Source organism: Pedobacter steynii, from assembly GCF_900103665.1.
GTDB lineage: Bacteria > Bacteroidota > Bacteroidia > Sphingobacteriales > Sphingobacteriaceae > Pedobacter > Pedobacter steynii.
Window position 1 is genome coordinate 81639 of record NZ_FNGY01000005.1, and the last position, 21918, is coordinate 103556.

Genomic DNA, 21918 nt, shown 5'->3' on the forward strand with positions numbered 1-21918 from the left:
TATGGACAACCTGTTAACGGACAGACAGTTTTGGGTGAATTATTGGGAGAGCAAGACCGATTTGTCGGTTAATATTCCGTCGAACTACCTTTTTCATAAGGAACTTGGAGAGATCATCAATAAACAAGGGGTAAAAACAGCGATTGAGTTAGGCGGTTTCCCGGGATACTATGCGGTATTCCTGAAGAAATACTTCAAACTCGATGTGACCCTGCTGGATTATTTTGTCCACCAACCGGTAACGAATGCTTTACTCGAAGCCAACGGGTTGAAGGAATCAGATATTCATATCATCGAGACTGATTTGTTCAATTATCAGCCGGAACAGCAATTTGACCTGGTCTTGTCTTGTGGATTGATTGAACATTTCAACGATACTGCCGACATCATCAACAGGCACATTGCTTTTGTTAAACCGGGAGGTACTTTACTGATCACATTGCCCAATTTTAAAGCACTGAACGGTTGGTTTCAAAAGACTTTTGACAAAGAGAACTACGATAAGCACAATATTGATTGTATGGACCCGGATCTACTCGCCAACATCTGCAAACAGGCAGGTCTGGAAGTGATTCAATCTAAATATTTCGGGCATTTTAGCCTTTGGCTGGAAAATGAAAAACATAAGCCCGCAGGTGTCCGGTTGTTAAAGAAAACAGTATGGCTGGCAGGGAAGTTGTTTACCAAGGTTTTTCCTTTCAACTCCAGACAGCTTTCTCCTTATATCATTTTGGAAGCAAGAAAAGCATAACACCCTATGGGGAAGGTATAGAACTTAGCCTAAACGTTGTTTTAGATATCTTTTAAGCCTTTCCCATAGATTTCCCTTCCTGGTCGACAGGAATTCTTTAATCGTCTCGTAGGCGGCTTTATTTTCTTTTATTTCAACAGGATAATCACTGATTGGTTTAGGATTGATGATCACATTGTAAATGTCGTTGATGCCCGAATGAATTCCCGTTCCGTCATGCCCGATATTGTTCACCAACGATTGCGCAGGATTCAGTGTCAATCCCCCTTTGAGGAAGATCGAAGCGTACCAGCGGATTGCCCAGGAATTGTTTTTCCCCGCTTTGAAGTCCTGCATCTGTTTCCAGAAATTCATTTTATGCTCAATAGAAAAAGCGGATCTCTTTTTGGCATCAAATTGTGCCATCAACGTATCAATATTGGGTTCAAAATGTTGCCATGCCCGGTCCCAGGTAGCCCATCCCCAACTGGTTGCAGCACGGTAAAAGAAAGATTCCGGAATGTTGTTTTCCTTTAAGGGATACATGTAAGCACCAATGTGCATCACCTGATCTTCGTTGCGGTAGCGGTCTAAAGCCTCGTTAAAATAAGTCAGCGTATAAGGAGAAGTGATCAGGTCATCTTCCATCACGATCACTTGTTTATAATCTTTTACCAGGCGGCCTACCCCGGCAATGACTGAATTGGCCAGACCCATATTTTTTTTGCGTTCAATCAGCTCAACGGACTTAAATCCATCAATATTTTTAAGCAATTCGCGTACTTCCAGCACCTTGGCTTCATCTTCCGCAGATTTAAATCCGTCTGAGAAAATGAATAACCTGCTTTCTGAGGCCAGCTGATTCTGTTTAAGGAATTTTATGGTGCGCTCAGTATGCTGCGGTCTGTTATAAACGAATAATGCGATAGGTGCAAAGGTTTGCATATTTAGAAGATCTCCAGATTTTGGGTTGACTTTTTAGTAAGAACGGTATAAGCATTTCCAAATTGTTCCCGTTTGTTTTTTCCTAAAATGGCACCCAATAGGTTCTTGATCCTGTATTCCAGCTCAATTCTTAAGGTTTTGAACAGGCTTTTTGGTGTTTTCTTTACCTGATACTCACAGAATTTGATCGTTTCTATAGGGGTAAGAGAGGTTTTGTCTGCTTCCACAGAAAGGCCTTCACTCTGTAGCAAAAAGCGGATCAGGGTAGGAGTATACATATTGATATGGCCGTAATTCAGGAAATGTTTCATGCGCTGATCCACCCCGAAACGATAATCTAAAGGAACTTCAATCACCAGGTATTTAGCCACTCTTTTTAATTCGCGCAGCAATATCCGTTCATGTTCTACATGTTCCAGGACATGGGCAAGGATCACCAGGTCAAAGCTGTCGTCAGCATAAGGAATGGTATACCCATCAAAGCTGTTGACTTCTTTTAGGCGTTCCAGCTTTCGGTCTCTGATTAAAGAAACGCCACTATCTGCGATTTCAAGGGCATAAAGTTCCTCCCCGAATTTCCATTCATTGAGGTAATGTAAAATGCTGCCATCGCCGGCACCCACTTCCAGGATCTTTTTCGGCTGAATTCCCTGGCAGACTTCTATCAGGTTCTTTGCCTTGGATTTTGCACCAAGCATCCGCCATTCTACATCACTATCGGTGTAAAAATCATTATAGGAAGCAACTAGATCTTCTGTGATTATGGCCATTTTATTAATCTTTTATACCGTCAATAATCAGTGAGGAATAACCCAAAGGTTCATTAAACCTTTTATCAAACCTTCTGGACCTGAGGATGTGACCATCTTCGCTTTTCCAGTCTGTAAAATGAAATTGACGCTGCTCATCATAGTATTCTAAAAGCTGAACCCGGAAACCGGCATCTTCCAGCACCTTAGACAACTGATGATAATCGTATAGCAATTTATGATCGTCGGCACCCTCACCATGTCCGCCTGGTTTTACCATGTCGATATAGTCCTTATTGGGATGAAAACCATCAGGCACCGCAATTCTGATGCTGCCGCCTTTTTCCATGAACTCGAAACAGTTTTTTAAGGCAATTAATGCATTGGCATAGCTGATGTGTTCAAAGACATGCTCTGCAAGAAATTTTGTCGCTTTCTTTTCGCCGAACAGGTTTTGAAAAGAGCTTTTTTCCAATAAATTTAAGCTCTCTATATTCGTAGGCAGCCAGTTGGGATAAGCCGTTTTCTCAGAACCGATGATGATGTTCAAAGGTGCAGATGAATTTTTTATTTTGGACTTTAACTGAATAAGGTCCAGCATGTTTATTGGTTTTAATACGATTGATCTTACTACCTTTCTTAAGGACATCTGTAATGGTTATGTTGTTAATTGTCGGCAGGGCCCAGAAGCCATCTGATCCGGTGTTTGTCATGAGTCTGAGGGCTTTCTTCCACTCAGATCATACCAATATTTAATAGTCAAAGTTAAAATGTTAAACGCAAAAAGCTAATATATCCGTATAATTATTGATCGCAATGCTGATCCGGCTAAGATTTTGGAGCGCGGGGCCTGTTTTTGATCTTCTCCAAAAGGGTAATCAGGAACAGCGATTTGAGCATCATGATGCCCTGAGGCCGTGTTTTTGGGACCAGTAGGATCATGAAATTAGACACGAAATAAGCAACTAAGGTCGCCACAGCAGCACCGGTAATTCCATACCTTGGAATCCAGTAAATGTTTAAAATAATGTTGATCAAAGCGCCCATTCCCGTACGGAACAAGGATAATTTTGTATAGCCCTCTGCAATTAGAAACTGTCCGCTTGCCGTCCCCAGAAAGGTGAAAATACCAGCCCAGATGTGTATAGATAAGACATGGGCGGCTCCCCGGTACTCTGGTGTATAGAATTTATAGACCAAAGGAGAAGCGAAAGTCATGACGATGGCAATGCTCATACTGATCCATACCATGAGGTCATACATGTTCTGCATTCTTTTCTGATAACGTTCCGGATCATCCCTTTTTGCATTCATAATGGCAGGAAAAACAGCAGTTACAATCGCTACAGGGATAAAATACCAGGATTCGGATAACTGGACAACGGTCGAGTAAATCCCTTGCGCAGTAGAGCCCAGATAGCTCTGGATCATCAGCTGGTCGATTTTCATGTAAATGGTCACCAAAATTGCCGAAAAGGCCAGTGGCCATGAATTTGTCAATAAAAATTTTGCAACACTGCTTTCAAATTTCCATTGGAAGAGCGATGCGCCATTATTCTGGTAAACATACACATAGCCAATCGCCAGCAAAACTGCATCAAGCAGTAAGGCGACAATAAACCAGCTCAGGCTCATGCCAAGGAGGATCAGGACGAGCTTAAGCGCAGCAGAGAAGAGATTCCCGAGTACCTGAATCTTCATGATGAATTTCCCCTGAGCCCTGGACTGAAAATAGCTGTCTATAATGTTAAATGCCTGAAAGACTCCGGTAAAACTAACAATCAGGATGTAAGAGAAAGGAGCTGTAATTGGGTTTATGCCGTTCCATATCTGATAAGCCAGATAGATCAGTGGAAGAACCAGCAGTCCCCCGGTTAGTTTTAATATAAAAGCAGTGCCCAGAAGTTGGTCTTTCTTTTCCGGATGCCGTAACAATTCACGGGTAATAAATCCATCCAGTCCAAGCGCAGCTGCGGCAATGAAAAAGGTGGCAAATATTAAGGGATAACCATAAATACCGAATTTTTCCGGACCAAGGTAATTACTAACCATGATCCCAATCCCGATCTTTATTCCAAGACTACCCACTCTGGCGATCATCAGCCAGCCGGCATTTTTAGCATATTTTTCTATTGCTCCCTGATCAAACCCAGGAATACTTGGAATTTTCATTCTTGTTTAACCTGGCTTAAATTAACTTAAAGGTGCGCCAACAGCAATTGCGCAGCTATGACCCGGTTGTCCATGTGCAGGGTTTAGCCTCACTTCTTTCTGATTGGCAGGAACCGTCGGAGGCGTTACTACCGGAGCCTTTACCGGACTCGCGGTAACTGGGGCCGGAGTCGGTGTAGGGCTAACAGGTGCACTGTTCTTTGCATTCAATGGAGCACCTACAGCAATTGCACAATCATGATAAGGTTGTCCATGAGCCGGATTATGTGTCGGTTTTTCTCCTGTGGCCGCTACCGGAGCCGATGCCGAAGGAAGACCTGCGGGGGTTGGCGTGATCACGGACTGCGTTTGCTTCGGACTGGAATTACAGGCAGAAAGCGCCACAACAATACAACTGGCATATAAAATCCTTTTCATAATCGTATTTTTTGTTCTTTTAATACAGATAAAAGATAGACAAAGATGTGAAATTTGTTGGGTTATCTTTGATAGGATTGCTCAATCCTTCGTAATTGTTGCAAATGATGGTTCAAATGGATTCGAATAAATCTTAACCATTGAAAAGCATTTAAATAACCAAGCTTCGGATGTGGTGTTTTAAGTGTGCTATCCGCATTTTCGATCTTCTTCATAGCCATATCCAATTCCAAAAGGAATTGATCTATCAATGCCAAAGCTTCAGTTTTGCTGACTTTCTTTAGCCTTGCCGCCAGTCTTTTGGGTGCGTTATATTTCTTTCCAGGAGGAAGGCTGCCAAAGAATAGAATCACTTTCACGATAAAGGCCGTTGGTTTTCTTTCTCCCTTGCCGGATATGGTATTGGTCATTTCCATCAGAGAAAGAATGCTGGCGTCAAAAATATGGAAGTAAACCTCACTGTATGACCAGCCTCCGATAGGAGGGTTGAGCAAAAATGTTTCCTCACTAAACTCTTTCAGCTTGCTGCTATAGCTGGCTACAATATCCTGAATTTTTTTATAGTCTTTGGCAGTACCCATCTATGAGAAATATTATTGTTTGCTGATCCATTTAATCATATCCTCCTGTGCAAACAGGGACATCAATGCTTTAGGTACCTTGATGAAGTTTTTTCGATCAGTAACACGTGCATAAGCATAATGTGCCACCTCGACCTTGTCTTCGTCAAAAGGGAAAGCTTTCATTAAAACGAGCAACTGATTGGTCGTAATCATTGAATTTTTTAAAGTAGTCTTTGCCAATGCCAATTTGTTTTTCGGAAACATTTCGTTGTTGATAACGGTCATTGCATCTTTAAACTCTTCATCAGTCATCGCCTCTTCATATTCAAATCCTGCTCCATTACCAGCGTAACTCCTGTCCCAATCATCCAGCGCATATTGTCCGCGGTCAAATATCGGAAGGGTAACCACATTGCGCAATCCCGATCTTTTGGAATAGCTGACAATCATCCTGGTATTTGGAGCAACATTGATCCTTCTGCGAAACAGCTCAACACTGTCTTTCTTCACCACCAGCGTAGGCGAATTTCTGTATACATCATAAAAGCGGAAACGGCCTTTGGAAGATCCTGCAAAATCATCATCCAGATAAACGACATAATTCCCACGCTCAGGGATTTCGACGAATACTTCTGAAGTACTCCGGCTTTGCCCAAAAGTAAGGGCGGTTTGCAGCATAACGGCAAACAGTAAAACTAATCTTTTCATAAGGTTTTTTATTTGTGTGTATTTCAGGAATGCGAATCCCATACCAAAATATATCGTCTTTAGAAATGATTTAGTAATTCTTCCAGATGCGTGATTTGCCAGACCACATCTTCGGGTTTTTCCTTGTTCATTGGGTTGAAATAAATGGCTTTCATCCCATAATCCTGAGCACCCCGAATGTCGGCCTCCAGGCTATCACCGATCATAATGCTTTCCTCTTTTTGAGCAGAAGCTAAGCGCAAGGCATACTCGAAAATAGCTTTGTCGGGCTTATTAACGCCTACATCTTCCGAAATAATAACATTGGAGAAATAAGGATTTAAGCCCGATTTGTCCATTTTTGTTAAGGTGCTTTCTTTAAATCCGTTGGAAATAATATGTAAAGTGTATTTCTTTTGCAGGTAAGTCAATACTTTTTCAGAACCTTCAAATAAATTAGTTCTGGTAGGGGTAAGGCGTACATAATCGTCTTCAAATTGAGACGGAATGTGCGAAGGTTGTATGCCTAACTGGATAAAAGTTTTACTGAAACGCTCAGATCTTAACGTTTCTTTCGTTATTTTTCCTAAATGGTATTCTGCCCAGAGCAATTGATTGTTCTCCGTATAGGTATCAATAAATTCGCGGGAAGAGCGGAGCCCCAGGGATTCCAGCTGATATTGGGCATATAATTCTGTAAGGGTTTCTTCAGCATTCCTGTCAAAATCCCAAATGGTATGGTCTAAGTCGAAAAAAATATGTTTAATCATTATTCAGGGGGTTATGCTGCTGTCAATACCTTGTCGTAATGAACACCAGTGCCGCAAAGATAAGTACAATCAATACTTTCAGGTATCGAAGAATTCTTGTGGCGATTGTATATCGCCTTTCGGCATTTTCAGGGGTGATGGCTTTCAGGTAATTAAAATATTGTGGAAATAGGTTTGCTATGGTTAAGAGCACATATAAGGAAGTGCATACGGTCAATAGCTGATAAAGATCAGACTTAGGGCCGAAGGCATTGGGTTTTCCGTTAATGCTGAAATGTGTCGGAATGGAATCCGAAAACTTAGAATAGGCTACCAATACATAGACCCATGCTGCCAGCAAGACCAATAGCCCAAAGATTTCAACACCTTTGTCGAAAATGGAAAGCCGAAGTTTGATGACCGGTCTTTTTTCTATACTCATTTTATCCGGGTTATTGTTTTATGCCATAAGCAAGATCTCCGGCATCGCCCAGGCCGGGAACAATGTAAGATTTGCTGGTCATTTCCTCATCAATAGCACCAAGCCATAATTTAGCTTTAGGTAAATTTGCCCGCACATGGCTTACACCTTCGGCACTGGCAATGGCGGATACAATATGCAGTTCCTTAATCTGATAACGGTTCAGGAGTTCTTTGCAACATAAAACCATGCTCATACCGGTGGCGAGCATTGGGTCGGCCATAATGACTACTTTATCGGTCAGGTCGGGAGTAGAGATGTGCTCTACCTGAATTACAAAATTTCCGTTTTTATGGTTCTTCCGATAGGCGGTGATAAAGGTAGATTCCGACTGGTCAAATATGTTTAACAATCCCTGATGCAAAGGGATTCCCGCCCTTAATATGGTTGCCAATACCGGTTGCTGAGGTAAAAATGCGGTTTTGGCCAATCCTAGTGGGGTTTGGGTTTCTTTCCGCTCAAATTCTAACGTTTTGCTGATCTCATAAGCGAAGAACTCGCCCAGGCGTTCCATATTTTTCCGGAAACGCATGGCGTCTTTCTGAATATTCTCGTCGCGGAGCTCGGCCAGGAAAACATTGGCAATGGAAGTGGTTTTATCAAGGTTAAATATCATCGTGTAAAAGTATAGGAGGGTGTAAAGATAAAAGATTAGGCCAGAGCAATAGTCTTATCTTGCCAAAGGCTGTAAAAACTACCATTTACTAATTTTACATGGTCCATCAGCTCGTTCAACTGTAAAAGCAGGTCTTTATTGGTTTTCCCGGATCTCAACCCATTATCTGTCAGTGCAATCGGGTAGATTTTTAACTGAGATTGTTTCTCTATCTGGAGGTCATACCAGTGAAACGGACTACAGGTGCCTGCCCTGAAACCTGGAGTATCGGGATAATACATGCTGTAATCCTGATTGATGTTTTTTACGGTTAGCCTCAGGTAGCTCTTTGGAATTTTTAACTTTTCTTCCCAATTGCTACTTCTTCCCGGAGCTGGAATATTCGCGATGTCTGTATGCAGGAACTCCGGCCGACTGGAAACTCCGTTTTTATTCATCTCCATCATCAAGCGGTGAATGCCATTCATTTGTTGCACATAATGTTTTCTTTGCAACTTCCGCCTGACTAAAGAATTCATGAAATGTAATGCCTTTCTTAACCTGTTGCCGGTTGCCCTGGATTTGAGTTCAGGAGAATAGGCCGGCCGAAAACTGAAATCTTTCTTGCCAAAAGACATTGATGGGAAGTTTTTGAGCAGAATATTCTTTAAAATCAACGCCCATTCATCAATTACCGGAGCCCGAAGCAGGCCCAGTTTATGTTGCAGGCTCAGCTGAGCATGGTAATTTGGTCCTTTGCGGTCATCAAATGGAAGGTATTCCTCATACCTGGTCAGAAAGTAAAAGGAGGCCGCAAAAATATCAAAAGGCAAACGGCTGCCTGTTACAGGAAAGGGAACTTTTTGATCTCCAAAGCTGGTAATCCCAATCCGCTGAACGGCGATCTTCTGATCGGTCAGCAATCCGCTGCTTTTGAAAAATAGGCCTTGGCCAACGGGCTGTCGTCCATAACAAAGCTTGGGCCCCTCAGTATTGATAAATTCTGACAAGTTCTGGCTGATGTCCAAATTTGCCCTTAATATATCCTTAAAGATAAAATTAAAGATATACTTTATGCGTGGAGTAATCAGGGGAGTATAAACCAGAAGCCTCATAGTATATAATTTAGTATATAAAATTTATCTTTACAGCTCATAGTAAATATACATATGAAATTTCAAATTGTTTTAGCAGGGAGGATAATTTCTGTCAATTAAGCCGATATACGACGAGACTGAACTGTTGAAAGGAATTATCGGGGGGAACCGACAAGCTTTCAGCCAATTGTTTAAAGCCAGGTACCCTGGTCTTTATGCTTTTGCATTGAAGCTAACCCGCTCTCCTGTATTGGCAGAAGAGATCATTCAGGATGTTTTTCTCAACATCTGGCTAAACAGGACCAACCTCGGCAAGGTCGAAAATTTTGGAGCCTACCTCAATAGAATTACAAGAAACCTTTCTTTAAACGCCTTGCGCAATATTGCCAAGCATAAAGTGCTTGTCGGTGATTTTGAGGCGGAACAAATCCCGGATCATTCTACAGCGCATGCACTCGATTATAAAGATACCCTGGCACTGGTACAAATGGCTATAGAAAGACTTCCTGCCCAGCAGCGGGAGGTGTATAAACTCTGCCATAAAGAGGGGCTTAGCTATGAACAGGCTGCCCTCCGGTTAAATATTGCACCATCAACGGTCCATTCACACATGAAAGGCGCCCTGCGGGGAATCCGGATTCATTTTAAAAAGATGGGAATTCCAATGGTGATCATTGCCCTGATCCTGCGTTAAGGTAGTTTTTTGTGTATTTCTGAAAATATTTCATACCCAACTACCCCTTGCTTACTTTTCTCGTGTCTATGTATAGGTAAACGGTCGCTAAAGGACAAGAAGAGAAGAATAAACCGTTTACACGAAAGATATGAATCAGAAGCTTCCTTATTTGCTAAATCAGTACTTAAATGACCAATGTTCAGCTGCAGAGCTGGCAGAATTTTATGTATTGGTGGATGATCCTGCAAATAATTTGGAATTGAGTGACCTGCTCGACGACGCTATAAATACATCTACCGATGAAAAACAGCTGACTGCAGACCAGGAAACCGAGCTGCTTCAGTATATCTTCGATTACAAGGAAAGCCCTCTACAGCGTTCTAAAGCTGTTCGTGGCTGGGATTACCGCAGTTGGTCTGCTGCTGCGGTAATTTTCCTTACCCTATGTGCAGGGTTCTATTATTTTAAATCTAACAGAGCGGAACAGCTTCGGGAACAGGCTGCTGCGGCCATCCCGCCGGGAGGAGATAAGGCCACTTTAACGCTGGCAGATGGAAAAGTGATCTCACTGCAAACGGCACAGAGTGGTCAGCTGGCAGAGGTCTCAGGCGTAAAGATCACCAAAACCAAAAATGGTGAGCTGGTGTATAGCCTTAGCGAAGGGGCTGCTGTAACCGCAAGTCAGAATACCATCAGCACGCCCAAAGGCGGACAGTATGCGCTGATCTTGCCGGATGGAACTAAAGTATGGCTCAATGCCGCTTCTGCTTTGAAGTTTCCTACTGCTTTTTCCGGAATCGGAGAACGGAAAGTAACCCTCAGCGGAGAAGCCTATTTTGAAGTCGCAAAACGCAAAACTCCTTTTGTCGTTACCACGGATAAACAGCGGGTACAAGTGCTGGGAACACATTTTAATATCAATGCCTATCTGGATGAGCAACAAACAAAAACGACCCTGCTGGAGGGATCGGTAAGGGTCTCATCTTTGAAGACGGGCAATGTGGTGATGCTGAATCCGGGTGAAGAAGCAAGGCTGATGGCGAACAGACTGGATGTTCAGAAAGCCGATATCGAAAGAAATACAGACTGGAAGAACGGCATTTTCATGTTTAAGAACGAGAGCCTGGAGGGGATCATGCGGAAAATTTCCCGTTGGTATAATGTAGAAATCGTCTACGAACCATATGCGCCAAGAAAAGAAACGTTCAGTGGAATTGTATCCAGGTACGACAATGTAAATAAGGTGCTGCGCAGACTGGAGCTCACCGGAGCGGTAAGCTTTAAAATCCAGGGAAGAAAAATTATTGTATCAAAATAAATCAAATATGAAGAGAAATCTACCTTAACCATCTACCTATGTCAACAGGTGGCTCTATGAAAAAGCCGGATCGTGCTACGAACACTATCCGGCTAAATAATTGAGTTAACCCCTTCCGGTTTTAACACCGGGAGAAATAAGATCGCACCCACTCCGGGCATTAACCCAACTAAACCAAAACTATGAAATTAAAAGCTTTTAACCTAGGCATGCTATGCTCCTGGCTGCCAACCAAATTCCTATTAATTGTGAAATTGATCATAATTATATTGACCGCCAGCTTGTTACAGGTGAGTGCTGCCGGGTTTGCACAGAAAATAACTTTGAGCAAAAAACAGGTAAGCCTGGAACAGATATTTAAAGAGGTCGCCAAACAGACTGGCTATCACGTATTTTATGCAGATAAAAGTCTGGATGCCGGGAAACGCATAGACGTTAATTTTAAGAATACCACCTTAACAGCCGTGATGGAATTGTGCCTGCAAAAACAGGACTTGTCTTATGCGGTAGAGGATAAAAGTATCGTCATCCGCGTCAAAGAGAAATCGATCATTGACAAAGTAGTCGCTTACATGGCCGCTATTGATGTCAGAGGTAGAATACTGGATGAAACCGGACAAGGCCTTCCGAAAGCGACCATCAAAATCAAGGGAACAGAACGTACGGTCCTGACCAACGAAAAAGGAGAGTTTCAGCTGGACAATATAGAAGAGAATGCCATTTTACAGGTGTTTTATATCGGGTATCAAACCAAAGAAATCAGTGCTGCGGCGCTAAAATTAAACTCTTCCATCCAGCTTGAGGTAAAAACAGGAGAGCTGGAAGAAGTACAGGTAATGGTCAATACCGGCTATCAGCAAATCCCCAAAGAAAGGGCTACAGGTTCCTTTACACTGATTGATAATGCAACGTTGAATAAACAGGTGGGCGTAAATATCCTGAACCGTTTAGATGGGGTAACGAATAGTATTGCATTTGATAAAGCAGAGAACAGGGCAAAATTAACGGTTCGTGGTGTAAGTACCATTAACGGAGCAATGGCGCCACTGATTATACTGGATAATTTTCCTTATGAGGGAGATGTAAATAACATCAATCCTAATGATATCGAGAGTATTAGCGTTCTGAAAGATGCAGCTGCCTCCTCCATCTGGGGTGCCAGGGCCGGAAATGGGGTAATCGTCATCGTAACTAAAAAAGGAAGGTACAGTCAGCCGCTAAAAATTCAGTTCAACTCGAATGTCACGGTTACCGGTAAACCTAATCTCTTTGACCTTAAACAAATGAGCACCAGTGATTTTATTGATGTAGAGCAAAAGCTGTTTGCGGCAGGAGCCTATAAGGTGCAGGAGAGCGATAAAAGGAAGCCCGAGCTATCGGAGGTCCTGGAATTGCTGATTGCAGCAAGGGATAAAAAGATGACAGATGCAGATGCAAAGTCCCGGATTGATGCGCTGAGGGGGATTGACTCCAGAAATGAAATCTCTAAATACATGTATCAGGCTGCGGTTAATCAGCAATATGCGTTGAATTTTCAGGGAGGAGCGGATAAGATGACGTACATGATTTCCGGAGGATACGACAGAAACCTTTCTGTGCTTTCTGAAAAGTATGATCGCATTAACCTCAGGGCAGCGAATACCTTCAAAGCAACAGATAAACTGCAAATCAGCACCTCACTTTATTATACGAACAGTCATACGAAATCAGGAAAATCCGGTTACAAGATGAATGAGCTGGGGGCAAAAAAGATTTATCCTTATTCCCGTTTGGCAGATGACCAGGGAAATGCAGTTCCTTTTAATGTGTATAGAAAAACTTATACAGATACCGCAGGAATGGGAAAATTGATGGATTGGAAGCTTTATCCTCTGGAAGATTATCAACATAATGTGACTAAAGTTAATCTGCAAAGTATCATGGCAAATGTCGGCCTGAGCTATGAACTGACTAAAGACTTAAACCTCGATCTGAAATATCAATACGAAAATCAGCAAATCAAATCAAGCTCGTTACAAGACCTGAATAGCTTTTATACAAGAGATATCCTGAACAGCTTTTCTAAGCTTAACCGCAAAACAGGGGTAGTCACTTACAATGCGCCTTATGGAGCTATATTGGGGAACACAACCAATAGTGTGATCTCTCAGAACGGTCGTTTTCAATTAAATTATAACAAAAGAGTTGGAGATCATCAGATTGCTGCGCTCGCGGGAACAGAAGTAAGACAGATTTCAACAGTGATGAATGCACATCGTACTTATGGATATGATGATGAAAACCTGAAAATCGGAAGACCGGACTATCTCAATTCTTATCCAAATTTTATCTCTGGAAACACCCAGTTCCTGTCGGATGGAGCTAAGGCCGATGAACTACTGAACAACTTTGTTTCTTTATTTGGAAATGCGGCTTATACCTATAAAGGTAAATATACCCTTTCGGGAAGCGTACGTAAAGATATGTCTAATCTGTTTGGCGTAAAGACAAATGAAAAGGGAGTGCCCTTATGGTCTGCGGGAGCTTCCTGGAATATCTCAGACGAATCCTTTTATAACCTGGCATTTTTACCTTACCTGAAGCTGAGGACCACCTATGGGGCAAGTGGAAACCTGGATAGCAGAAGAACAGCTGTTCTGACTTTACAAAGCGCCGGTGCTGCTTTTTATACAGGCTTCCCTCAGTCTGTCATCAGCCAGATTCCCAATCAGGAGCTAAGATGGGAAAGGGTAAAGATGTTCAATATCGGTGCTGATTTTGGACTGATCAACAATGTGCTTTCAGGAAGTATTGAATACTACCACAAAAAAGGAACAGATCTTTTTGGTCTTGAGGATATGGATTATACGACCACCGGTGTGACAAGGATGCTTAAAAATGTGGCAAATATGAGTGGAAACGGGATTGATGTGGAACTGAGCAGTAAAGTTATTGACCGGACCTTTAAATGGTCACAACGACTTAACTTTAGTTACAATACCAATAAAGTGACCAAATACCTGCTGAAAAGCACAAATGGAACAGATTACGTAAATGATGGCAGAACCCTTGCACCCCTGCCGTTGGTTGGGCAGCCGGTTTTCCTGATTGTAGTGCATAAATGGGCTGGACTTGACCCCGTTACAGGTGATCCGCAAGGTTATCTGAATGGACAGCCTTCAAAAAATTATAAGGAATTTACAGGTGCGAACAGCAAGATATCTGATATGGTATTTGTTGGTTCTGCAACACCTACTGTCTTTGGTAATTTTATGAATACGCTGAGCTGGAAGGAATTGTCGCTTACGGTTAATTTAACCTATAAAATGGGGCATTATTTCAGGAGAACCTCGGTTGATTATAACAGACTGGTTGGGGTTTCCGGCACAGGAGGACATGCGGATTATGCCAGCCGCTGGCAAAAACCCGGTGATGAAAAACATACGGATGTCCCTTCCTTTGTTTACCCAAATAACATCGATAGAAATAATTTTTATAACTCCTCAGAAGTGTTGATCAGCAAGGCAGATCATATCCGACTGCAGTTTGTAAACCTGGCTTATACTTTAAAGAAGAGTCATTGGTCAAAATTACCTGTTCAGGAAATTCAGTTTTTTGCAAATGGTAATAACCTCGGCATTTTATGGAGCGCCAATAAGTTCGGTATTGATCCTGAGTATAACAATGAGTTTAATCCGAAAGCAAGCTTTTCATTTGGATTGAAAGCAGATTTCTAATTATTAACCTTTAATAAGAACACGATGAACAAGAATATATATATCCTCTTACTGGCCGTTTTCAGTACCCTTGCTTCCTGTAAGAAATTTCTGGACGAGAAGCCGGATAAAAAATTATTGGTGCCAAAGACTTTAGAAGATTTTCAAAGTCTTTTAGATGGCAATTTTGAGATGAACCTGGCCTCGACCTCCGCAGGGTTTGTCAGCGCAGATGATTATTCGCTCAGCGCCGATGCTTATAACCGTCTTGAAGTGGATCAGCGTAATCTTTATACCTGGCAGGATAAGAGTTTCTCAGAAGTGAGAACGAACGACTGGGGATCAGTATATACCCAGGTTTATAATGCCAACGTTGCATTGGAGGGGACAGCGAAAATCAACAAGACGGGCTTTAATGAACAAAGCTGGAATAATGTTAAAGGTGGAGCTTTATTCTTTCGTGGAAGGGCATTCTTTGAGGCGGCACTGATTTGGGCCAAGGCCTATGATCCGGCTTCTGCAGCCACTGATCCGGGGATTCCGTTAACGATGACTTCAGATTTTAATGTAAAAACAACGAGGCTAAATGTTCAGGAAACCTATAACCAGATTTTGAATGACCTGAAACAGGCCGCAGATCTACTGCCGGCAAATGCAACACATAATATCCGTCCTTCAAAGGCAGCAGCCTACGCTTATTTATCCAGAGTGTATCTGGCGATGCGCGATTATCCGAATGCCGGAAAGTACGCTGATGCTGCCTTACAGCTCAATAATAAACTGATTGACTATGCAGATTTGGATGATACTGAGTTTTATCCTTTGCCGGGAATTACCAATCCGGAAATCATCATGTTCTTCTCAATGGAAGTCACATTTACACCTGTGATTGATCAGTCCCTATACGACCTGTACCTGAATAATGATTACAGGAAGACCGTTTTCTTTGAAGAAAACAGAGATGGATCGATGGGTTTTAAAGGAAGTTACGATGGCAGTTATGCCTATTTCACAGGAGTGGCCACGGACGAAATGTACCTGAACAGGGCAGAATCGGCGGCAAGAGCAAATAAAGTGAATGATGCGATGGACGACCTGAATACCTTGCTGAAAAAACGGATCAAAGGTTTTGTTCCTTTAACGGCAACCAATCAGTCAGATGCGCTGCGGTTAATCCTGAACGAAAGAAGAAAAGAGCTGGTGCTTAGAGGAACCCGTTGGATGGATTTAAAACGCCTGAATAAAGAGCCTGAATTTGCGCTGACTTTAAAGCGAACCGGAGGAGGTAAAGAATATATCTTGGCGCCAAATGATCCGAAATATGCACTCCCTATTCCTGATCAGATCATTGGAAAATCAGGAATAGCACAAAACATAAGGTAACTGATCATAAAAAAATACTCATGAAAAAAATCATGCTAACTATAGGTCTGTGTGTTCCGGCAATGTTGTTTGCACAGGATCAAGCCTTTTCTCTGAAAATAAAAGTAGATAAAATACCTGCTGCAGCCAGAGTTTATATCAGTTATACGGTAAACGGGACCCATATCCTGGATTCAGTAAATGTTAAAAACGGGCAGTTTGAGTTCAAGGGGAAATTGTCAGAGCCCGTACAGGCTAAATTGCTACTGGACCATCAGGGAGCCGGTCAGGAGAATGTCGGGGCAAATCCGGATATGACTTCCCTCTTTCTCGAAAAGGGAATAATTACAATGCAATCCCCGGATTCTTTAAAACATGCGGAAATCAAAGGATCTCCAATAAATAAAGAACACAAAAGGTATGAACAATTCCTGGACGCACCTAAACTCCAGATGTCGAAGGTCAACGAAGAGTATGAGCTCGCTACCGAGGACACTAAAAAAGATCCGGCCTTTATGAAAGGATTGGAGTTGCGCTTTAGAAAAGCCTTTGAGGATAGGAAAGTACTGCAAAAGGAGTTCGTAAAGACCAACCCCAATTCTTATTTCAGCTTAATTGCACTGGAAGAATCGGCAGGCAAAAAACTAGATGTGGCGGAAGCCGAAACCTTGTATAACAGCCTTTCTGCCCCGCTTAGGGACAGCAGGCTGGGAAAAGAATTTGCTGCAAGAATACTTGCTGCAAAACAATAATACCCCCCTAATACCCTCCTCTGGACAATCCCCGTCCGGGGGAGTTTTTATTCCAGAAAAACGGTTGATAGTATTTGGCTGATAATTAATGTGAATAACTTTTCTTTAAAAGAAAATTTAAGGTGCAGATGTTCCGTGTCAAATCTTGTATATTTGTATTACACCTGTTTTTTTTGTAAAAACAAGAACCCCGGATTTTTTAACTTAATCACTGTTTTCATATATGGAAAGCCAAAAAATCGGAAATAAACACCAGGGACAACAAGTAAACGCTTCCGTGAATCTATAGGTATGAAACAGGAAATATTAGCAAAGGAGCTGAATACTACTCAGCAATCACTTTCTTATTATGAAAATCAAGAAGGTCTTGATGAAATTTTGTTTGCGCAATTAGCGCAGGGAATGGGCGTGTCACCGGAAATACTTAGAAACTTTAATATGAAGTCCCCAACGTTCAATATTCAGGAGATGAGAGATAGCTCTCAGGCGATTTACAATTATAATTTTAGCCCCATAGATAAAATTGTAGAGCAAACCGCAAAGCTTGAGAAGCTTTATGAAGACATTTTAAAAGTAGAACGTGAGAAGATAGAGCTACTTACTAATACAAATAAGGCCTTACAATCTTTGATTGAAGAGCTGAAAAGATAATATATAGGAAGCCCTTTTAGCTTCCTATATATTAATAGTAAGGTTCGTTGCGATCTATTTCCAATCCGATTTTAATAGCGCAAATTGATATTCGCTTACCCATTTCCCATCTGAAAACACACTGTCTTTGAAGTATTCTTCTTCTTTAAAGCCCAGGCTTTTCAGCAAAGCTATCGCGGCCTCATCCTGAGCATCCACAATTTTTACGATGCGGTTAACTTCTGATTTGTTAAAGAGGAGGGATATCATTGCTGATGATGCTTCTTTTGCATAACCCTTACGCTGCTCTTCAGGAGCAATGCTAACCTTCATTTCGGCAGTAAACTTATCATTCTGTTTGAATCTAAGGTAGCAATCGCCAATTCTCTGATCACTGGCCCTGCTTTTTAGTACATATATCGACCAGCGGCTGGTTATTATTTTGTCCGGTCCACTTTTTGGTTCCGGAACTCCGATACCTGAAGCCAAAAGATACTCCCGATAGCTGATGATGTCGAAATCCGAACCCGCATAATCGGAATCCCGGTTTGAGCACTCCGTCTCCGAATCCGTTTTTTCCGAAATGTCGAGGGTTTTATGGGTATTTAAAGCACCTGCATAAGCACTGTCAGAAACTTCTCTTCCATTGTCTTTGACAAAAGAAATATAGGCCTCCATGCGTTCATTTACATATTCCGGACCTATGTTGAGGGTGTGTGATCCTTCAATTCTTTTTGAGCCAATCAAATCGCAGTGGGATATTTTTAGATTAGGAAAATAGACCACCAGCATTGCGCGATCGTTCCCATACTGATAGGCCTGATCATCCGTTACTTCCCAGTTAAAGGTGATTTTTTCGTTTGTTTGACTGATGGTAGGATGAATCGCTACCGGAAGTGTTCCCATGCTCATCAGTACCTTGGTATAATCCAGGCTGATGTTCGGATAGACTCCCTGAATGGCGTTCTTTTTATTATAAGAAACCGCTTCATTGTACTCGTTTTTATCCGTTCCGGCCACTGCGAGGCGAAATCCTGCCCGGATCACATCTAGCGAAGGGCTCAGTATCTCATTTACAACGGTCATCTTCTGACAGTTTGCTTTCCTGCCCGGAGTGAGCGGTTTAGAACTTCTGCCTATTTTTCTGATAATGTATTTACCTTTTAAGGTATAGCCAACCAAATTGCCGATCCTGCCATGGAATCCTCCAAATATGCCATTTATCAACTTTCCCATATCTGTTTTTAAATTAAGTAATTCATTTGTGCAGTAACAAGTTACGAAATGTTTTTTATATGATGATCATATGTTGTTAATTAAAATTAATATTTAAGTAACTATAAACACATAGTTAATAAGTCTATTTGACCAATGATTGACCTATCAACCACCTGTTAATGATTAAATAGTCATCAATAAAAATAAAACGGAAATTAGCAACATATCAACCGCATATGCCAATAACGGAAGCAGGATTTTGTTGTGGACTAAGAAGAATGAGTTTGCTATCCCGGAGCATCTCAGCCCCGTCTTCGGAGCATAAGCATAAGCTATACATGGAAAGCTTAATCCGCGTAAATAATTCCTTATCTTTGATCTTTACGAACCGAGCGTGAGCGATAAATAGAAAATCTACAGATGAAATTTCAACTTGTATCAGACTATAAGCCAACAGGAGACCAGCCCAGTGCCATCGAACAACTGGTAGATGGGGTAAATAACGAAGAAAATTATCAGACATTGCTGGGCGTAACAGGTTCCGGTAAAACTTTTACCATAGCCAACGTTATTCAACAAACTCAAAAACCAACCTTAATCCTGAGCCATAACAAAACATTGGCGGCGCAGCTTTACGGGGAGTTTAAGCAGTTTTTTCCGGAAAATGCGGTCAATTATTTCGTTTCCTATTACGATTATTATCAGCCTGAGGCATTTATGCCCAGCACGAATACCTATATAGAAAAAGACCTGAGCATCAACGAAGAAATCGAGAAGCTGAGACTGCGGACCACTTCTGCATTGATGTCGGGACGTAGAGATGTCATTGTCGTTTCTTCGATTTCCTGCATCTATGGTATGGGAAATCCGGAAGATTTCTCCAGATCGGTTTTCCGTTTTGCAGTAGGGACGAGAATCTCGAGAAATAGCTTTTTACATAGCCTGGTAGAGATTTTATATGCCCGGACCATCAATGAATTTAAACGGGGAACATTCCGGGTAAAAGGAGATACCGTAGATATTTTTCCTGCTTACCTGGACAATGCCTACCGCATTTCTTTCTTTGGTGACGATATTGAAGAGTTAAGCGTCATCGATCCGGTAACGGGGAAAACCCTGGAGAAACTGGAAGATATGGCCATTTATCCAGCCAATCTGTTCGTGACACCAAAAGACCGTTTTACCTCTTCCATCTGGGGGATTCAGGAAGAACTGGAGATCCGTAAAAATCAATTGATTGGCGATCGACAAGTCCTGGAAGCTAAAAGACTGGAAGAAAGGGTGAACTTTGATATTGAAATGATGAAAGAACTGGGCTATTGCTCAGGAATTGAAAATTATTCCCGCTTCTTTGACGGACGTTCTCCTGGAATGCGCCCTTTCTGTTTGCTGGATTATTTTCCGGACGATTACCTGATGGTGATTGATGAAAGTCATGTCACCGTACCTCAAATCCGCGCGATGTATGGTGGAGACAGGTCACGTAAAATGTCATTGGTAGAATATGGTTTCCGACTGCCTTCTGCACTGGACAACCGGCCTTTAAATTTCGATGAATTTGAAAGCCTTGCACCACAAACGATTTATGTAAGTGCAACTCCGGCAGATTATGAATTGCAGAAGACGGAAGGTGTGGTCATTGAACAGGTGATCCGGCCTACAGGTTTACTGGATCCGCTGATTGAAATCAGACCTGCAGTAAACCAGGTGGATGATTTGCTGGATCAGATCGATAAAACAATAAAAATGGGCGATAGGGTGCTGGTGACTACACTGACCAAAAGAATGGCAGAGGAACTCGCAAAGTACATGGATCGCTTAAACATAAAATGCCGCTACATTCACTCTGAGGTGAAAACGTTGGAAAGGGTGGAAATCCTGCGCGGACTTCGCCTGGGCGAATTTGACGTGCTGATCGGGATCAACTTACTCAGAGAAGGACTGGATTTACCGGAAGTTTCGCTGGTGGCCATCCTGGATGCTGATAAGGAAGGTTTCCTTCGTTCAGACCGGGCGCTGATCCAAACGATCGGAAGGGCCGCGCGGAACGATAGAGGAAGGGTAATCATGTATGCGGACAACATCACGGATTCGATGGCGAGAACCATTTCTGAAACCAACAGACGCCGCGAACGACAAATTGCCTATAACCTGGAACATGGCATCACGCCTAAAACAGTTGGCAAAAGCAGGGAAGCGATATTGGAACAAACTTCAGTATTGGATTTCTCTGGAAATGCGGCAAGGGCCAAGGCTTATGTGGAAGTGGATGAGGTGAGTATGGCTGCGGATCCTATTGTGCAGTTCATGACAAAGCCTGAAATGCAGAAGTCAATTGATAAAACACGTAAGGACATGGCAAAAGCGGCAAAAGAAATGGATTTCCTAATGGCTGCAAGGTTACGTGATGAAATGTTTGCCATGGAAAAAGTATTTGAAGAAAGATTTAGTAAATAAGATGGACGGAAAGAATAGAAAAGACATTTACCCGGGATTAGAAGTAGACATCATCCTGAAAAAAGACCAGAGAAGCGGAAAGTTAACAAGAGGCATCGTTGCCAATTTGCTCACTTCTTCTGCTTTTCATTCCAGAGGGATTAAAGTTCGTTTGGAAGATGGTCAGGTGGGGCGTGTGGCCGAAATTGTAGAAGATTAGTACAAGGTATGTAATCAAAATGCAATAATCAGAAGGGGTTTGTAATAATGAAATTCCAATTCCGTCTATATTTGTAAACATTAATTTAACAAAATGGCATTTTTAAAATTTCTTTTTATCGCCTTTTTAGTACTTTATATCCTGCGGTTGATTTTCCGTCTGGTATTTCCAATGGTGCTAAAAAATATGTTTAGCAAGGTTCAGCAACAAGCTGAAAACCAGGCCAGACAACGCAATAGCAGACCTGATGGAGCTATTTCTATTGATTATATGCCTCCTCAACCTAAGGGTGGGAGAACAGATAAACTGGGTGATTTCGTAGACTATGAAGAGGTAAAATAAAGGTATTTTATTCTTATCGATAAATTTACTTCCTAATCTGTATCAATTTTATATTTTTGGGGTTAGTTTAATCTTAAACAAACC

General features: G+C 42.0%; 21 protein-coding genes and 1 pseudogene. 10 read left to right on the top strand and 12 right to left on the bottom strand.

The window, feature by feature from the left end:
* The first annotated feature begins 1 nt into the window (after position 1).
* On the top strand, positions 2 to 751 hold the full coding sequence (locus tag BLQ87_RS14780; protein WP_074608112.1) for a class I SAM-dependent methyltransferase: 750 nt from the start codon (positions 2 to 4) through the stop codon (positions 749 to 751).
* Between the two features lie 24 nt (positions 752 to 775).
* On the opposite strand, the gene BLQ87_RS14785 is transcribed toward BLQ87_RS14780, so the two are convergent.
* The 11 genes from BLQ87_RS14785 to BLQ87_RS14835 form a co-directional block, all read right to left on the bottom strand.
* Positions 776 to 1675, bottom strand: a complete 900-nt coding sequence (locus tag BLQ87_RS14785; RefSeq protein ID WP_074608114.1) for a glycosyltransferase — start codon at positions 1673 to 1675, stop codon at positions 776 to 778.
* Positions 1676 to 1677: 2 nt separating this feature from the next.
* Positions 1678 to 2445, bottom strand: a complete 768-nt coding sequence (locus BLQ87_RS14790) for a class I SAM-dependent methyltransferase (protein ID WP_074608116.1) — start codon at positions 2443 to 2445, stop codon at positions 1678 to 1680.
* A 4-nt stretch (positions 2446 to 2449) separates the two neighbouring features.
* Positions 2450 to 3025, bottom strand: a complete 576-nt coding sequence (locus BLQ87_RS14795) for a class I SAM-dependent methyltransferase (RefSeq protein ID WP_074608118.1) — start codon at positions 3023 to 3025, stop codon at positions 2450 to 2452.
* Between the two features lie 227 nt (positions 3026 to 3252).
* On the bottom strand, positions 3253 to 4596 hold the full coding sequence (locus BLQ87_RS14800) for a flippase (RefSeq protein WP_074608120.1): 1344 nt from the start codon (positions 4594 to 4596) through the stop codon (positions 3253 to 3255).
* Positions 4597 to 4617: 21 nt separating this feature from the next.
* Positions 4618 to 5013, bottom strand: a complete 396-nt coding sequence (locus tag BLQ87_RS14805) for a hypothetical protein (RefSeq protein WP_074608122.1) — start codon at positions 5011 to 5013, stop codon at positions 4618 to 4620.
* A gap of 62 nt (positions 5014 to 5075) precedes the next feature.
* The gene (locus BLQ87_RS14810; protein WP_074608124.1) at positions 5076 to 5594 is read right to left on the bottom strand and encodes a DinB family protein; all 519 of its coding nucleotides are present in this window, start codon (positions 5592 to 5594) and stop codon (positions 5076 to 5078) included.
* A gap of 12 nt (positions 5595 to 5606) precedes the next feature.
* Positions 5607 to 6284 (bottom strand): proline and serine-rich protein 1 family protein, encoded by a 678-nt coding sequence (locus tag BLQ87_RS14815; protein WP_172664879.1) that lies wholly within the window; start codon positions 6282 to 6284, stop codon positions 5607 to 5609.
* Between the two features lie 59 nt (positions 6285 to 6343).
* Entirely contained in the window at positions 6344 to 7033 is a 690-nt protein-coding gene (locus BLQ87_RS14820; protein WP_074608130.1) for a YjjG family noncanonical pyrimidine nucleotidase, read from the bottom strand.
* Positions 7034 to 7055: 22 nt separating this feature from the next.
* Positions 7056 to 7454, bottom strand: a complete 399-nt coding sequence (locus BLQ87_RS14825) for a DUF1648 domain-containing protein (protein WP_074608133.1) — start codon at positions 7452 to 7454, stop codon at positions 7056 to 7058.
* A 10-nt stretch (positions 7455 to 7464) separates the two neighbouring features.
* Positions 7465 to 8109, bottom strand: coding sequence for a uracil phosphoribosyltransferase (upp, locus tag BLQ87_RS14830; protein ID WP_074608135.1), 645 nt, complete (start codon positions 8107 to 8109; stop codon positions 7465 to 7467).
* Positions 8110 to 8144: 35 nt separating this feature from the next.
* The gene (locus tag BLQ87_RS14835; protein WP_074608137.1) at positions 8145 to 9203 is read right to left on the bottom strand and encodes a DUF7033 domain-containing protein; all 1059 of its coding nucleotides are present in this window, start codon (positions 9201 to 9203) and stop codon (positions 8145 to 8147) included.
* A gap of 127 nt (positions 9204 to 9330) precedes the next feature.
* Here BLQ87_RS14835 and BLQ87_RS14840 point away from each other — a divergent pair, with 127 nt between their 5' ends.
* The 6 genes and pseudogenes from BLQ87_RS14840 to BLQ87_RS14865 form a co-directional block, all read left to right on the top strand.
* On the top strand, positions 9331 to 9879 hold the full coding sequence (locus BLQ87_RS14840) for an RNA polymerase sigma factor (protein ID WP_172664880.1): 549 nt from the start codon (positions 9331 to 9333) through the stop codon (positions 9877 to 9879).
* Positions 9880 to 10009: 130 nt separating this feature from the next.
* Positions 10010 to 11179 (top strand): FecR family protein, encoded by a 1170-nt coding sequence (locus BLQ87_RS14845; protein WP_074608142.1) that lies wholly within the window; start codon positions 10010 to 10012, stop codon positions 11177 to 11179.
* 248 nt (positions 11180 to 11427) lie between these two features.
* Positions 11428 to 14895: a SusC/RagA family TonB-linked outer membrane protein gene (locus BLQ87_RS14850; protein WP_172664881.1), complete on the top strand. Its 3468-nt coding sequence runs from the start codon at positions 11428 to 11430 to the stop codon at positions 14893 to 14895.
* 24 nt (positions 14896 to 14919) lie between these two features.
* The gene (locus BLQ87_RS14855) at positions 14920 to 16257 is read left to right on the top strand and encodes a RagB/SusD family nutrient uptake outer membrane protein (protein ID WP_074608144.1); all 1338 of its coding nucleotides are present in this window, start codon (positions 14920 to 14922) and stop codon (positions 16255 to 16257) included.
* Positions 16258 to 16277: 20 nt separating this feature from the next.
* On the top strand, positions 16278 to 16988 hold the full coding sequence (locus BLQ87_RS14860) for a DUF4369 domain-containing protein (RefSeq protein WP_083361887.1): 711 nt from the start codon (positions 16278 to 16280) through the stop codon (positions 16986 to 16988).
* A gap of 279 nt (positions 16989 to 17267) precedes the next feature.
* A pseudogene (locus BLQ87_RS14865) lies at positions 17268 to 17639 on the top strand (helix-turn-helix domain-containing protein); the annotation flags it as partial.
* A gap of 54 nt (positions 17640 to 17693) precedes the next feature.
* Here BLQ87_RS14865 and BLQ87_RS14870 read toward each other — a convergent pair.
* The gene (locus BLQ87_RS14870) at positions 17694 to 18854 is read right to left on the bottom strand and encodes a GNAT family N-acetyltransferase (protein ID WP_074608150.1); all 1161 of its coding nucleotides are present in this window, start codon (positions 18852 to 18854) and stop codon (positions 17694 to 17696) included.
* Between the two features lie 402 nt (positions 18855 to 19256).
* Here BLQ87_RS14870 and uvrB point away from each other — a divergent pair, with 402 nt between their 5' ends.
* The 3 genes from uvrB to BLQ87_RS14885 all read left to right on the top strand — a co-directional run bounded on the left by uvrB (position 19257) and on the right by BLQ87_RS14885 (position 21834).
* Positions 19257 to 21293, top strand: coding sequence for an excinuclease ABC subunit UvrB (uvrB, locus tag BLQ87_RS14875; RefSeq protein WP_074608152.1), 2037 nt, complete (start codon positions 19257 to 19259; stop codon positions 21291 to 21293).
* Position 21294: 1 nt separating this feature from the next.
* Positions 21295 to 21492: a YwbE family protein gene (locus tag BLQ87_RS14880; protein ID WP_074608155.1), complete on the top strand. Its 198-nt coding sequence runs from the start codon at positions 21295 to 21297 to the stop codon at positions 21490 to 21492.
* A 93-nt stretch (positions 21493 to 21585) separates the two neighbouring features.
* Positions 21586 to 21834: a DUF4834 family protein gene (locus tag BLQ87_RS14885; RefSeq protein ID WP_074608157.1), complete on the top strand. Its 249-nt coding sequence runs from the start codon at positions 21586 to 21588 to the stop codon at positions 21832 to 21834.
* Positions 21835 to 21918: the final 84 nt, after the last annotated feature.